The following is a 15143-nucleotide window of genomic DNA, read 5'->3' as shown; positions in this document are numbered from 1 at the left end:
TTATTGAAATCGGTGTTTGCGCAGGATGGCCTGCGCCGCCGCGCCGAGCGCCTGTTTCGTGGACTGCCTCGCCATCCGCTATCTCTCATCGTTATCGATGTGCTATGGTAAGCCGCCCTGAAAAACTTTCAATATGAACAGCTTTGCATAGGTCTATCCTTCGATATGTTGCACGTTAAGCTCGCCTACACCTTCACACGCGCCGCCGGGATGCGGGTGCAGCTCGAGAATCCCCTGTTCGACATCCTGTCGGCCATCCACGCTTCGGGCTCGGTCGGCCAGGCTGCGGCGCGCCTGCAGCTGTCCTATCGCCACGTGTGGGGCGAACTCAAACGATGGGAGGCGTCCCTCGAGGCGGAGCTGATCGTCTGGGAACGGGGCAAGCGCGCGCGCCTCACGTCTTTCGGCGAGAAGCTGCTGTTCGCCGAGCAGCGCGCCAAGATGCGCGTCTTCCCGCAGGTGGAGAACCTGGTGGCGGAGATGGAGCGCGAATTCGCGCTCGCCTTCGATCCGGAAGTGCACGTCATCCCGATGTTCGCCAGCCACGATCTGGCGCTGTCGCGCCTGAAGGACTTCATGGCGCGCGACGCCGGGCTGCACCTGGACCTGCAGTTTCGCGGCAGCCTGGAATCGATCGCGGCGCTCTCGCGCGGCGAATGCCAGCTGGCGGGCTTTCACGTCAGCGAAGAGCGCGCGCCGGGCAGCATGACCCAGAAGGCCTTCAAGGCGCTCCTGAAACCGGGCCGCCACAAGCTGATCGCTTTCGTCGGCAGGCAGCAGGGCCTGATGCTCGCGCCCGGCAATCCGAAGCGCGTCACCGGCGTGCAGGACCTCAAGCGCGCAGATCTGCGCTTCGTGAACCGCGAGAAGGGCTCGGGCACCCGCCTGGAAATCGAACAGCTGCTGGCGAACGCCGGCATCGCGCCCGCCAGCGTCAACGGCTTCGAGCGCGCCGAACCGACGCACCTGGCGGTGGCCGCCGCGGTCGCCTCGAACGGCGCCGACGTCGGCTTCGGCATCCAGGCCGCGGCCGGCGCCTTCGGGCTCGATTTCCTGCCCCTGATGCGCGAGCAGTATTATTTTGTCTGCCTGAAGGAAGCGCTCGAGCTTCCGGCGATCCGCAAGCTGCGCGAACTATTGCAACGCAGCGAGTGGCAGGGATTGACCGCCGACCTGCCCGGCTACGACATCGACGGCGCCGGCAAGGTCCTCGCCCTCAGCCGCGCCCTGCCGTGGTACGCCTTCCGCAAGCCGAAATGAAGCCCGGCGCGCACGATGGCGGCGCGCGGCTGCGCTTCGACCGTGTCGAATGCCTGGCCGCGTTTGCCGATCTCGGCACCTTCATCCCTTTCGTGCTCGCCTATGTCAGCGTCTTCGGCATGGACCCGGCCGGCATCCTGCTGCCCTTCGGCGCGGCGCTGGTCGTCTGCGGCCTCGTCTACCGCACGCCCTTCCCGGTGCAGCCGATGAAGGCGATCGGCGCGCTGGCCGTGGCCCAGGCGGGCGCGGTCACGGGCGCCACCATCGTCGCCGCCAGCCTGGTGACCGGCCTGGCCTGGCTGCTGCTGGGACTGAGCGGCGCGGCCGCGCGCCTGGCAAAGCTGGTTCCGAACGCAGTCGTGCAAGGCATCGTGATCGGCCTGGGCCTCTCCTTCATGCTGCAGGGCGGGGGCATGATGGGCACGGACTGGCCGGCCGCCCTGCTCGCCCTGCTGGTCGCCGTCGCGCTGCGGCGCAGCCGGCTGTTCCCGGCGATGCTGCTCCTGCTGCTGGGCGGCTTCGCCTACGGCGTGTATCGCGACCCAAGCCTGTGGCAGGGAGCGCACTTCGGCTTCGCGCCGCGCCTGCCTTCGTTCGCCCTGCACACCATCGGCTGGCACGACCTGCTCAACGGCGCCCTGCTGCTGGCCTTGCCCCAACTGCCGCTCACGCTGGGCAATGCGGTAATTGCTGTCACCGGCGAGAACAACCGCCTGTTCCCGCAGCAGCCCACAGGCGTGCGCACCGTTGCGCTGACGACCGGCGCCATGAACGTGGCCGGAAGCCTGGTCGGCGGCATCCCGATGTGCCACGGCGCCGGCGGCATGGCGGCCTATACCGCCTTCGGCGCGCGCACGGGCGGCGCGCCGGTCGTGTTCGGCCTGGTGCTGCTGGTGCTGGCCCTGTGCTTCAGCGAGTCGATCGCCTTCCTGCTGCAGGCGCTGCCTGCGGCGGTGCTCGGTGCGATCCTGTTCCTGGCCGGCGCGCGCATGGCCGCGGCAAACGCACCGAATACACGCGACTGGCGGGTGCTGCTGCCGATGACGCTGACGGCCGGCCTCGCCCTGTGGAACGTGGGTCTGGCTTTTCTCGCCGGGATGATCGTCCACCTGGTCGTGCGCCGGTCGTGAGGGTTCAGGCCAGGCGCAGCGGCAGGCTGCGCAGGCGCTGGCCGGTCAGCCTGAACACGGCCGCCGCCACCGCCGGCGCAACCGGCGGAACGCCGGGCTCGCCGACGCCTTCGGGTGGCTCGGCACTCGGCATGATCACGGTTTCCACATGCGGCGCGCGGTCCATGCGCAGCACCGGATAGTCGCCGAAGTTCGACTGCTGCACCCGCCCATCCCTGATCGTGATCTCGCCGCCCAGCGCCGCCGACAGGCCGAACACCACCGCGCCTTCCATCTGCTGGGCCACGATGTTCGGATTGACGACCATGCCGCAGTCGATCGCGCACACGACGCGGTGCACGCGGATGTCCTTGCCCTCGACCGAGACCTCGGCCACCTGGGCCACGATGCTCCCAAACGACTGGTGCACGGCCACGCCGTGGGCGCGCCCATCCGGCGGCGTGCCGGCCTTGCGCACGACGGCCTCAAGCACGGCGAGGTGGCGCGGGTGCTCCTTCAGCAGCGCGCGCCGGTAGGCGACGCCGTCCTGCCCCGCCGCGTGCGCGACCTCGTCCAGAAACGCCTCCTTGAAAAAGGCGTTGTGCGAGTGGCCGACCGAGCGCCAGTAGCCGAGCGGCACCGGGCTGTCGACGATGACGTGGGCGATGCGCTGGTTGGCGATCTCGTACTGCATGTCGTACTCGCCTTCGGCCGTGGTCTTGTCCGGCCCCATGCCGGGCAGGCCGAGGTTGCGCGGGAAGTACTGGTGGCCGATGGCGCCGCTGGCCGACTTGTTGTCCCAGGCGAGGATCTTCCCGTTCGCATCCAGGCTGGCCCTGAAGCGCGCCAGCGCGGCCGGGCGGTAGACGTCGTGGGTGGTGTCGTCCTCGCGGGTCCAGATCAGCTGCACGGGCTGGCCGCCGGCGGCGCGCGCCACGGCGACGGCCTGCGCCACCATGTCGCCTTCGAGGCGGCGCCCGAAGCCGCCGCCCAGCAGCATCACCTCGATCGTCACGTCCTCGCGCGCGACGCCGGCGACTTTCGCCGCCACGTCGACCGCGATGCTCGGCACCTGGGTCGAGGCCCACAGGTGCACCTTGCCGTTCGCGACCTGCGCCGTGCAGTTCACCGGCTCCATCGTCGCGTGGGCGAGGAAGGGCGCGCGGTATTCGGCCGTCACCGTTTTCGCCGCGCCGCTCACATCCTGCGTGCCGCTTTCAAAGTAGGCGTAGCCGGACTCGTTATCGAGGGCATCGGCGAAGCTCTTGAAAATGGACTCCGAGGACAGCCTGTCACCCTCGTCCTCGTGCCAGCGCACGGTCAGCGTGGCGGCCGCCGTCTTGGCCTGCCACCAGCTGCGCGCGATCACGGCTACGCCCGCGCCGGCTCCCGCATACTGGCCGGCCGCCGAGGACACATCGACCACGCGCAGCACGCCCGGCATGGCCAGCACCGGTTTCGCGTCGAACCAGGCGACGCCGGCGCCGACCACGGGCGCCATCCGCACGGCCGCGTACAGCATGCCGGGCGGACGGGCGTCGATGCCGAACAGCGCGCTGCCATCGACCTTGGCGGGCGTGTCGCGGCGCGGTACCGGCTTGCCGATCAGGCGGAAGTCGCGCGGCTCTTTCAGGCGCACGTCCCCGGCGTCGATGCCGGCGCCTACCTGCGCCGCGCGCGCGGCCAGGCTGCCGTAGGAAGCGCGGCGGCCGTCCTTGTGGATCACGAAGCCGTCCTCGGTGCGCAGGTCGGCGTCCGCCGCCTTCCAGTCCCCGGCGGCGGCCTTTACAAGCATCGCGCGCGCCACGGCGCCCGCTTCGCGCATCGGCTGCCACGCGTCCTTCACGCTGGTCGAGCCGCCGGTGAACATGATGCCGAGTTCGCGCCCGATCTTCCCCAGCATCCACTGGGTGCCGTCCTTGACGTTGCCGCGCTCGTCCGGGTGGAAAGGCAGATTCTCGCGCAGGACGGCGAGGTTGCCGAAGATCTTGTCGATCGGGGCGGGCGCGATGCGCACGCTACCCAAAGGCGCGTCGAGCTCCTCGGCCACCAGCATCGGCAGCGCCGTATGCACGCCCTGCCCCATTTCGCTGCGCGGCACCACCACCGAGACCGTGCCGTCAGGCGCGATGGCGATCCAGCCGTTGAGGGCGACCGTGCCCTGCTCCACCGGCAAAGGCTCGCCCGTGTGCAGGCGCTGGCGCGGCGGGCGCGTACCCCAGCCGACCAGCAGTGCGCCGCCGGCCACCAGGCCGCCCAGCAGGAAGCGCCGGCGCGAACGCCGCGTGACGCCGGTATCGTCAGGTGCCGGCGTCTTCGGTGCCGTGTTCGTGTCTCTCATGCTTGCGACTTCCCCATGTTTCCAGCAGCTCTTCCGGCGCCACCGGCCGGCCGTACAGGTAACCCTGTGCACGCGCGCAGCCGTGACGCAGCAGGAATGCCGCCTGTTCTTCGTTTTCCACCCCCTCGGCGATCACCGAGAGGTTCATGCTTTTACCGAGCTGGATGATCGCGATCGCGATCGCCTCGTCGTTCGAATCGAGCGCGATGTCCTTGATGAAGCTGCGGTCGATTTTCAGCACGTCCACCGGCAGCTGCTTCAGGTAGGCCAGCGACGAGTAGCCGGTGCCGAAATCGTCGATCGCCAGCCCGACCCCGATCGCGTGCAGCGCGTGCACGAAGGCCAGCGCGTCGCCCGTGTTCATGATCACCGACTCGGTCACTTCCAGCTGCAGGCGGCGCGGCGCCAATCCGGTCGCGGCGAGGGCCTGCTCGACCAGCGGCGCCATCGCGCCGCGCTCGACCTGGCGCACCGACAGGTTGACCGCCATCTTCGGCACCTGCAGGCCGGCTTCGTCCCAGCGCAGCATCTGGCGGCAGGCCTCGAACAGCACCCATTCGCCGATCTGGTTGATGAAGCCGGTGTCTTCGGCCATCGGGATGAAACGCACCGGACTGACATGGCCGAGTTCGGGATTATGCCAGCGTACCAGCGCTTCGACCCCAATCAGTTTGCCGCTGTCGATTTCGACCTGCGGCTGATAATGGAGAAAGATCTCATTGCGTTCGATCGCGCGCCGCAGCAGCGCTTCCATGCGCAGGCGCTCGACGCCCTCGCCGTCCATGGCCGGCGAGTAGAACTGGTAGCCGTTCCTGCCGCGCGACTTGGCCTGGTACATGGCGACGTCGGCATTGCGCACGAGGAGGTTGGCGTCCTGCCCATCGCCCGGGAACAGGCTGATGCCGATCGAGCCGGTGACGAAGAGTTCATGGCTGGCGACCATGAAGGGCTGCTCGAACAGCGCCATCATCTTGGCCGCCACCTGGCGCGCGCCGAAGCTGCCGTCCACGTTCTCGAGCAGGACGATGAATTCGTCGCCGCCCAGGCGCGCCAGCGTATCGCCGTCGCGCAGGCGTTCGCCCAGCGCGCCCGCCACCTGTTTGAGGAGTTCGTCGCCGACGTGGTGGCCGAGGGTGTCGTTGACGTTCTTGAAGCGGTCGAGGTCGATGAACATGACGGCCAGCTGCTGGCCCTCGCGCGCCGCGCGTCCGATCGCATGCAGCAGGCGGTCCTGGAACAGCAGGCGGTTCGGCAGGCTGGTGAGCGGATCGTGATGTGCGAGGTAATCGAGCTTTTCCTGCGATTCCTTGAGGCGCGTGATGTCGCTGAAGACGCCCACGTAGTGCGTTACATTGCCGTCGTCGCCGCGCACGGTGGAGACGGTGAGCCACTCGAGGAAGGTCTCGCCGTCCTTGCGCGTGCTCCACAGCTCGCCGCGCCAGAAGCCGGTCTGGTTCAGCTGGCGCCACATGTTCCAGTACAGTTCCTGGTCGTCGCGCCCGGAGCGGGTCACGCTCCAGGGCTTGCCGACGACTTCCTCCATGGCGAAGCCGGTGATGTAGGTGAAGGCGGGATTTACGGTGACGATATTGCCGTGGACGTCGACCACCATCACGCCGTCGGCGATGTGTTCCAGCACGGTGCTCGACAGGCGCAGCTTCTCTTCGTGCTCCTTGCGTTCGGAGATGTCGGCGAAGACCCAGACGTTGCCCGCTTCCGGATGGCCGGGATCGATCGAGCTGCCGCTTACCAGGCACCATAGCAGGCTGCCGTCGCGGCGCCGGAACTGGCGCTCGTGGCTGGAATCCTCGCCGCGCGCGAGCAGCGGGAAGAATTCGCCCTCGGCCCGCACATGCTCGCGTGCCGAGACGAACAGGATCGAGGCGGGCTGGCCGACCAGGCTGCCCTCGGGATAGCCGAACAGCTGCTCGGTGCGGCGGTTGACCGAGACGATGCGCCGTTCGCGCGTGAAGACGACGCCGAACATGACGTTGTCGAGGATCGCGCTCTGCTCGGCCAGCAGCGCCCCGATGCGCATCTCGTTGTGCTTGCGTTCGCTGATGTCGGAGATGATGCCGTCGACCCAGAAGCCTTCCTCGGCGGCCACGCGCTGCGGCTGGCCGCTTTCCAGCACCCAGCGCTCCCGGCCCCGGGCATCGACGATGCGGTATTCGACCTCGTAGCTGTTCCCGGACTGCAGCGCGGCGCGCAGCACCTGGCTGCGCAGGGCCTGGTCCGGCTCGCAGATCATGCGCGACCAGGCGTCGGTGTCGCCGCGCATCAGTTCGGACGCCGGGATGCCGGCGATGTCCTCGATCGCCTCGCTGACGAAATCGATGCTGCCGCGCGCCCGCGCGCGGAACACGGCGCCCGGCACCTGGGTCACGATCGAGCGGAACTGCTCCTCGCGCCGCGCGACGTCGACGAACAGGGTGCGGATCGCCACCCGCATGCGCTCCATCTGCTTGCCGAGACGCCCCAGTTCGCCGTCGACGTCGAGCACCAGGGGCGTATCGAAGTCGCCGCGCGAGAGGCGGTCGGAGAAATTGGCGACGGTGCGCAGCGGGGCCTGCAGGCGCCGCCGCAGGAAGGCGAGGATGAGCAGCAGCGACACCGTCACCTGGACCGCCAGCACCAGCGCATAGTCGCGCTGCTTGCGGCCCAGCTCCTGCTGGCTGCGCAGGTCGTCCATCTCGATCACCAGGTCGCCGATGTGCTGGCCCTGCATCTCGACCCGCCGCTCGGCGCGCAGCACGTGGCCGCGTGCCCGTTCGGGGGCGCGCACGTCGATGGTGCCGGTACCGGACTGGCCGCGCACCTGGATGTGTACGACGGAAGGGTCGCGCATCACCGAGTCGACCAGCGAGCGCGCGGCCTCGGGATTCATGTTCCAGAGCGACTCGCGCATGCCGAGCGCGAGGATTTCGGCATTGCGCTGCAGGGTGTCGTTGAGTTCGGCGACCGTGTTCTGGCGCTCCTGCACGGCAAGCAGGAAATAACTGGCCACCAGCGCGGGAATCACGAGGCCGCCGATGACGACCATCAGCATAGCGCCGTACACCGACTTGGTGTACAGCCTGCCTACTCTGGAAGTGAATCCGCGCAAGTCGATTCGTGGCATGGTCGTGGCCGCAATGGTCCGCTGTTAACCTATCATCGCATAGGCGTGCGGGGACGGGCGGCGTGGCTGCCCAACCGTGTTCAGGTGTTGCGGCGCGGGTAGCCGGCGGCCAGGATGCGCTGCCAGACGATTTCCTTCTGCTCGGCCGACATGGCGACCCATTGGGCCACTTCGATGTAGGTGCGGCCGCAGCCGCGGCAGACCTCGTCGAAGGTGGTGGAGCAGACGGCGACGCAGGGTGTGTCCGGACGCGGAGGGAGCTGGGCCGGCGCAGTTCCCTCTTTATTAACGGGCTGGTCCGACATCGAGCTTGTCCCAGCCTTCGTGGCCCAGTTGTTCCATGGTCTCGATGTTCTTCTCGAAAATCTCGGCCGCATCGGGGAAGGCTTCGACGGCGCGCTCGATGCTTTCCTCGCGCAGGATCTGCAGGATCGGATAAGGCGCGCGGTTGGTGTAGTTCTCGATGTCGTTCTTGTCGGTGTCGGCGAACTGGTATTCCGGATGGAAGCTGGCCACCTGTAGCTCGCCGTCGAGCTGCATGTCCTCGACCGCTGCGTCGGCCACGTCCAGGAACTCGTTGTAGTCGAGGAAATCGTCGAGCACGAAGGGATGGATCAGCAGCGTGGTGTCGACTTTCTCGGCCGGCGTGTCGGACAGGTTCTGCAGCTCGTTCATCAATTCCTCGAGCAGGGCCTCGGGCGTACGCGCGGAAGAGACGACGTAGCGCACCTGCTCCTTGACATACACGGACTTGGCGAAGGGGCAGAGGTTGAGGCCGATGACGGCCTTTTCCAGCCAGTTGCGGGTGGCGGCGATGATGGCGTCATCGTCCGCGTTGAGGTTGGCGGTGCTCATATATATAGATGTTCTCGAAAAGGAAACGCGGTGCAATAGGTGGATTGTACGCACAGTTTGCGTGTGCTCATAGGTCGGGTATTCGAGGCGGGTAACTTGAAAACGTGCCGGACGGGACAGCGAGACCGGGATTTCCTTATCGATTCGACAAGCATGCAGCATGGATGAGTTGTTTCTCTGAGGAATATGTTTCCTTAAAGGGTAGCGCTATACTCCCGGCTAGTACTCTGCCTGGCAGCACATTTTCTCCTATGGCAGAAACTGGAAGCAATCGCATACCCCCTTGATGTGTTATCAAAATAGTTTCGAGTTGGCAAAAAAGATAGATAAGAAATTTTGTAACCGCCCGGGATTATTGCTTGACTGTCTCAGCAGCTGCTTCGTACACTGCCTCCTTATCGTCAGTCCCGCAGTTCCTGGACGCAACACTGGAAAGCCTAACGACATGACCCGCCAAACCTCTATTGCTGCCGCGCTGGTGCTTCTGCTCTCAGCTCCCCTCGCCCAGGCCATCGACAATGCCCCGGTCAACGCGCTGCAAGGCGCCGCCGTGCTGCGCCCAGCCGCACCTGTCGCCGCAAACGGTGCTCCTGCACTGAAAGTCGACGAATACAAGGAAACCGACGTCTGGGGCCGCATCCGCAGCGGCTACGCGATTCCCGACATCAACAATAACCTGGTCGAGCGCCACACCCGCTCCTATAGCGCCAAGCCCGACTATATGGCCCGCATCTCCGGCCGCGCTTCGCTCTACCTGTTCCACGTGGTGCAGGAGCTGGAAAAGCGCGGCATGCCGACCGAACTGGCGCTGCTGCCGGTGATCGAATCGGCCTTCAATCCGCAAGCCCTCTCCACCGCGAGCGCCGCCGGCCTGTGGCAGTTCGTGCCGGGCACCGGCAAGGACTACGACCTCAAGCAGAACATGTTCAAGGACGAGCGCCGCGGCGTGCTGGCTTCGACCGATGCCGCCCTGACCTACCTGCAGCGCCTGTACACGATGTTCGGCGACTGGCAGCTGGCCCTGGCCGCCTACAACTGGGGCGAGGGTAATGTCCAGAAGGCGATCAAGAAGAACCAGGCGCTGGGCAAACCGACCGACTTCGAAAGCCTGGCCGACCTGATGCCGGCCGAGACCCGCAACTACGTGCCGAAACTGCAGGCCGTCAAGAACATCGTCGCCAATCCGGGCCAGTACAACGTCACCCTGCCCGTGATCGACAACCAGCCTTACTTCACCGCGATCGACAAGACCAGCGACATCGACCTGGCCGTCGCCGCCCAACTGGCGGAAATGTCGATCGACGAATTCAAGGCCCTGAACCCGCAGTTCAAGCGTCCGGTCATCACCGGCGACGACCGCACCAAGATCCTGCTGCCGCAGAAGAATGCCGAGAAATTCCACCTGAACCTGGCGCAATGGGGCCAGGCGCTGTCGACCTGGACCACGCACCGTATCACCAGCGCCAAGGAAAGCATCTCCTCGCTCGCTTCGAAGTTCGGCACCACGCCGGAAGTCATCCGCCAGGCCAACAACATCCCGATGCAAACCCGCCTGAAGGCCGGTTCGACCATCCTGGTGCCGAAGACCTCGGCCTCGGCCGGTGCCGACATCGCCGACAGCATCGTCGACACCGCCGTGATGGCGCTGGAAGCGGACCGTGGCGACAAGGTGCGCAGCAGCCGCTACAAGACCAAGGCGACGGCCGCGTCGAACTCGCGCGTGTCCCGTAATACCAACAGCCGCCGTAAACACCGTTAAGCGGCTGTGGCCCGGGCGGGAGCGCCGGGCCGGCTTCCCTTCCGATCCGATGCCGCCTTGTGCGGCATCGCGCCATTCTTTGCGCTAGCTCAAATCAGGCGTCCTGTGCAAGCATTCGCAAACTACTGTATAGTGTCGTTTGTGCGCTGCAATAACTCGACAATACGTCGCCTGTCAGCCCACAACGCAAGCAAGTAATATTTAGCAGCATCGCAGCCCAGGCCAGCCGTTCCAGGCAGCCTCCCATAAAGCCCTCCCGCCCTGCGTGTCGTACTTTGACACCGTCCCGGCGCAAAGCTTTTGTGCCGAAATTTCTTTCATTTCTGAGTCATTTCGTTGTGTTGGTTCGCGTTGCTATTTTGCGCCCGTTCATACTGACGAGCGCCGATCACTACCGAAAGAAAAGCTAACAATGAGTTTTGAAGCACTAGGTCTCCACGCGTCCCTCGTCAAGGCAGTCACCGAAGCCGGCTACCTGAAGCCGACCGCAGTCCAGGAACAGGCTATCCCGGCCGCCATCGGCGGGCGCGACCTGCTGGTGTCGTCGCAAACCGGTTCGGGCAAGACCGCGGCCTTCATGCTGCCGTCGCTGAACAAGTTCGCCAACATCGAGCCGGCGCCGATGAGCCGCACCCCTGCGCAGGAAGCGCAGTCGGCCCGTTCGCGCGGCGAGCGCGTCCGTTTCAAGCCAGCCCAGCCGAAGATGCTGGTGCTGACCCCTACCCGCGAGCTGGCCCTGCAGGTCACCACCGCGACCGAGCAATACACCACCTCGATGCGCCGCATCCGCGCCGTCTCGATCCTGGGCGGCATGCCTTACCCGAAGCAGATGCAGCTGCTGTCGAAGAATCCTGAAATCCTGGTCGCGACCCCGGGCCGCCTGATCGACCACATGGAGTCGGGCAAGATCGACTTCTCGCAACTGGAAATCCTGGTGCTGGACGAAGCCGACCGCATGCTGGACATGGGCTTCATCGAGGACATCGAGAAGATCGTCGCCGCGACCCCGGAAACCCGCCAGACCATGCTGTTCTCGGCCACGCTCGATGGCGTCGTCGGCAACATGGCACGCCGCATCACCAAGGATCCGCTGACCATCCAGATCGCCAGCGGCACCAAGCGCCACGAGAACATCGTGCAGAAAGTGCACTTCGTCGACGACCTGTCGCACAAGAACCGCCTGCTCGACCACCTGCTGCGCGACGAGTCGATGGACCAGGCCGTGGTCTTCACCGCCACCAAGCGTGATGCCGACACCATCGCCGACCGCCTGAACATCGCCGGCTTCGCAGCCGCCGCGCTGCACGGCGACATGCACCAGGGCGCGCGCAACCGCACCCTGGACAGCATGCGCCGCGGCCAGGTGCGCGTGCTGGTGGCGACCGACGTCGCCGCGCGCGGCATCGACGTGCCGACCATCACCCACGTGGTGAACTACGACCTGCCGAAGTTCCCGGAAGACTACGTGCACCGTATCGGCCGTACCGGCCGCGCCGGCCGCAACGGCATCGCCGTGTCGCTGGTGAACCACGCCGAAGGCATGAACGTCAAGCGCATCGAGCGCTTCACCAAGCAGACCATCCCGGTCGACGTGGTCGAAGGTTTCGAGCCGAAGCGTTCGGCGCCGGCACGCACCGGCGCCCGTCCGGGCTGGAAACCGGGCGACGGCCGCAGCGCCGCCAAGCCGGGCCAGCGCAGCTTCAGCAAGCCGTACGGCCAGCGCGAGGGCGCCCCGCGCGAAGGCGGTTTCAACCGTGAAGGCGGCTACAACCGCGAGGGTGGCTACAATCGTGACGCGGCACCGCGTACCGGCGGCTACAACCGTGACGCAGCCCCGCGCGAAGGCGGCTACAACCGCGATGCCGCACCGCGCCGCGAAGGCAATGGCGGCTACCGCGGCAACAGCGGTCACCCGCGCTCGTTCGACAATGCACGCCGTACCTTCGGCGACAACTGATCGTCGATCATGTAAATGAGAAAGGCTGCTTCGGCAGCCTTTTTTTTCGCCGGTTTCAGGCGGCGTTCGGGTGCAGGCGCACCCGCCGGCGCCGTTCGGTACCAAACATCCTCATACCAAAGCAATGCTCGCGAACGGCCAGCCAGGTTGCCGGGATGACGAACAGGAAGCCGGCTGCGATGCTCGGCGAGCACACCAGGCGCAGCCAGTCGGTGCGCAGTACCGAGTGCAGGAAGGCGATGCTCAGGGCCAGCAAGCGGGTGCAGGCGCGGGCAATGGACGCCTGGCGTATTTCACTGGTGCTGTTGGATCGAGCTTTCATACTGCGCCTCTGCTGCATTTCTGTTGATCTGACGTCATTAAACCCCAAGCATGCCCCGCTGCGACATGGCCGCAGTCCTACGCTGGTGTCGGCCAATGCCCAGTTCGACGATCGGATTCGAAGCCAGTGGGCGGGCAGACAAGACGCCCCGTATAATCGCGAACCGTTCACCTTAACTGCTCCCCATCGACCATGGATCGCCCCCGCATCCTCATCGCCAGCCCCGCGGCGGCAGCCGACAACAACGGCAACTGGCAGACCGCCAGCCGCTGGGCGCGCTTCCTGCGCGGCCCCTACGCGGTGACGGTGGCGGGCGGCTGGAACGTGAACGACCCGGCGCCCGACCTGCTGGTCGCCCTGCACGCGCGGCGCTCGGCGCAGGCGCTGGCCAGCTTCAAGGCGGCCTACCCCGAGCGCCCCGCCCTGCTGGTCCTGACCGGCACCGACCTGTACCGCGACATCGACAGCGTGCCCGAAGCGCGCGCCTCGCTCGACCTGGCCGACGCCCTGGTCGTGCTGCAGGAAGCGGGACTGGCGCGCCTGCCGGCGCCAGTACGAAGCAAGGCGCGCGTGATCTACCAGTCCGCGCCGCCCCTGAGTCCCGCCCCGCCCGCGACGAAGCGCTACGTGGACATCTGCATGATCGGCCACCTGCGCCAGGAAAAAGATCCGCAAACCTTCATGCGGGCAGCCGCGCTGGTTACCACGCCCGGCGTGCGCCTGCTGCACATCGGCGGCGTACTCGATCCGATCCTGGAACAGGCCGCGCGCGACACCGCAGCCGCGACATCGCGCTACCGCTGGCTCGGGCCGCTGCCGCACGCGCGCACGCGCCAGCGCCTGAAACGCTGCCACGCGATGGTCATTGCCTCCCGCATGGAAGGCGGTGCCAACGTGATCATCGAGGCCGTCAGCAGCGGCGTGCCGGTGCTGGCTTCGCGCATCGACGGCAATGTCGGCATGCTCGGACCGGACTACGCCGGCTATTTCGACGCGGGCGATGCCGGCGCGCTGGCGGCGCTGATCGAGCGCTGCGTGTTTGACCCCGATTTCGACGCGCTGCTGCGGCGCCAGTGCGCCGCCCGCGCCGGCTTGTTCCTGCCGGCGGCCGAACGAGCGCTACTTACCGACTTGGTGGATAATCTGCTGCCCGCACCCCGGACAGCCTGACAACTCAATAATGGAACCGAACATGAACGCCCAAACGCAGGTCAATGAGCAGACCATCAAACTGACTTCCTTCTCGCACGGCGGCGGCTGCGGATGCAAGATCGCGCCCGGCGTGCTGGCCGAAATCCTCAAGAGGTCGAGCGGCTTCCCGGTGCCGCCCCAGCTGATGGTCGGGATCGAGACCGCCGACGATGCCGCCGTCTATAAGCTCAACGACGAGCAGGCCCTGATCGCCACCACCGACTTCTTCATGCCGATCGTCGACGATCCCTTCGACTTCGGCCGCATTGCCGCCACCAACGCCATTTCCGACGTGTATGCGATGGGCGGCACCCCGATCATGGCCCTGGCCCTGGTCGGCATGCCGATCAACAAGCTGCCGCTCGAGACCATCGGCGAGATCATCCGCGGCGGCGAATCGATGTGCGCCGAAGCCGGCATCCCGATCGCCGGCGGCCACACCATCGATTCGGTCGAACCGATCTATGGCCTGGTGGTCATGGGCCTGGTGCACCCGGATAAAGTCAAGCGCAATGCCGACGCCAAAGCCGGCGACGTCCTCATTCTCGGCAAGCCGCTGGGCGTGGGCGTGCTCTCGGCCGCACTGAAAAAGGACGTGCTGGGCGCGGACGGCTATGCCGCGATGATCGCCAACACGACCAAGCTGAACAAGCCGGGCCAGGCGCTGGCGGCGATGGAAGGCGTGCATGCGCTGACCGACGTCACCGGTTTCGGCCTGCTCGGCCACCTGCTGGAACTGGCGCGCGGCGCCAAACTCTCGGCCGAACTCGAGATGGCCGACATCCCGCTGCTGCCCGGCGTGCTGCAACTGGCCCACGACGGCTACTTCACCGGGGCCTCCGGCCGCAACTGGCAGGCGTATGGCAATGAGGTGACGCTGTCGGAGAACGTGACGCCGGCCCAGCAGGCGCTGCTGACCGACCCGCAGACCTCGGGCGGCCTGCTTGTCTCCTGCGACCCGGCAACCGCCGATGCCGTGCTGGCCCTGTTCGCACGCGCAGGTTTCGGCGAAGCGAAGGTGATCGGCCGCATGGCGGCGGGCATGCCGGGCGTGCTGGTCAAAGCCTGATTCCGCACTGCGATATGCATATGCCACGGCAAGGAAAATATTGCCGTGTCAACATTTTTATTTTATGCATGCAAGGCGCAGCTTTGTTTTTTTGAGAATTGTCGGTTGTATAATGCCTGCTGCCGGCGCAGACCGGCCTCGACAGTTCCAACAAAATCT

General features: G+C 66.3%; 11 protein-coding genes. 6 read left to right on the top strand and 5 right to left on the bottom strand.

The window, feature by feature from the left end; translation table 11 throughout:
* The first annotated feature begins 165 nt into the window (after positions 1-165).
* Entirely contained in the window at positions 166-1260 is a 1095-nt protein-coding gene (locus ACFPQ5_RS22575; RefSeq protein ID WP_379761039.1) for a substrate-binding domain-containing protein, read from the top strand.
* A complete protein-coding gene (locus tag ACFPQ5_RS22570; protein ID WP_379761037.1) occupies positions 1257-2390 on the top strand; it encodes a putative sulfate/molybdate transporter in 1134 nt (377 codons plus the stop codon). Before ACFPQ5_RS22575 ends, ACFPQ5_RS22570 begins: the two co-directional genes overlap by 4 nt.
* A gap of 4 nt (positions 2391-2394) precedes the next feature.
* On the opposite strand, the gene ACFPQ5_RS22565 is transcribed toward ACFPQ5_RS22570, so the two are convergent.
* The 4 genes from ACFPQ5_RS22565 to ACFPQ5_RS22550 all read right to left on the bottom strand — a co-directional run bounded on the left by ACFPQ5_RS22565 (position 2395) and on the right by ACFPQ5_RS22550 (position 8686).
* On the bottom strand, positions 2395-4710 hold the full coding sequence (locus ACFPQ5_RS22565) for a xanthine dehydrogenase family protein molybdopterin-binding subunit (protein ID WP_379761035.1): 2316 nt from the start codon (positions 4708-4710) through the stop codon (positions 2395-2397).
* Entirely contained in the window at positions 4670-7816 is a 3147-nt protein-coding gene (locus tag ACFPQ5_RS22560; protein ID WP_379761033.1) for an EAL domain-containing protein, read from the bottom strand. Before ACFPQ5_RS22560 ends, ACFPQ5_RS22565 begins: the two co-directional genes overlap by 41 nt.
* 95 nt (positions 7817-7911) lie before the next feature.
* Positions 7912-8136 carry a DUF1289 domain-containing protein gene (locus ACFPQ5_RS22555; RefSeq protein ID WP_379761031.1) on the bottom strand — a complete coding sequence of 75 codons (225 nt, stop codon included), beginning with the start codon at positions 8134-8136 and terminating at the stop codon, positions 7912-7914.
* Positions 8117-8686: a DUF1415 domain-containing protein gene (locus ACFPQ5_RS22550; protein ID WP_379761029.1), complete on the bottom strand. Its 570-nt coding sequence runs from the start codon at positions 8684-8686 to the stop codon at positions 8117-8119. Before ACFPQ5_RS22550 ends, ACFPQ5_RS22555 begins: the two co-directional genes overlap by 20 nt.
* 445 nt (positions 8687-9131) lie before the next feature.
* On the opposite strand from ACFPQ5_RS22550, the gene ACFPQ5_RS22545 reads away from it, so the two are divergent.
* Positions 9132-10445, top strand: a complete 1314-nt coding sequence (locus ACFPQ5_RS22545; protein ID WP_379761027.1) for a transglycosylase SLT domain-containing protein — start codon at positions 9132-9134, stop codon at positions 10443-10445.
* Between the two features lie 412 nt (positions 10446-10857).
* On the top strand, positions 10858-12402 hold the full coding sequence (locus tag ACFPQ5_RS22540; protein WP_379761025.1) for a DEAD/DEAH box helicase: 1545 nt from the start codon (positions 10858-10860) through the stop codon (positions 12400-12402).
* Positions 12403-12457: 55 nt separating this feature from the next.
* On the opposite strand, the gene ACFPQ5_RS22535 is transcribed toward ACFPQ5_RS22540, so the two are convergent.
* Positions 12458-12724 (bottom strand): hypothetical protein, encoded by a 267-nt coding sequence (locus ACFPQ5_RS22535; RefSeq protein WP_379761023.1) that lies wholly within the window; start codon positions 12722-12724, stop codon positions 12458-12460.
* A gap of 192 nt (positions 12725-12916) precedes the next feature.
* Between ACFPQ5_RS22535 and senB the strand changes: the two genes are divergently transcribed.
* Both senB and selD read left to right on the top strand, forming a co-directional pair.
* Positions 12917-13894 (top strand): selenoneine biosynthesis selenosugar synthase SenB, encoded by a 978-nt coding sequence (senB, locus tag ACFPQ5_RS22530; protein WP_379761021.1) that lies wholly within the window; start codon positions 12917-12919, stop codon positions 13892-13894.
* 22 nt (positions 13895-13916) lie between these two features.
* Entirely contained in the window at positions 13917-14984 is a 1068-nt protein-coding gene (selD, locus tag ACFPQ5_RS22525) for a selenide, water dikinase SelD (protein WP_379761017.1), read from the top strand.
* Positions 14985-15143 lie beyond the last annotated feature (159 nt).

Source organism: Massilia suwonensis (genome assembly GCF_042655665.1).
Lineage (GTDB): Bacteria > Pseudomonadota > Gammaproteobacteria > Burkholderiales > Burkholderiaceae_D > Telluria > Telluria suwonensis.
This window is presented reverse-complemented; position numbering and strand designations above follow the sequence as displayed.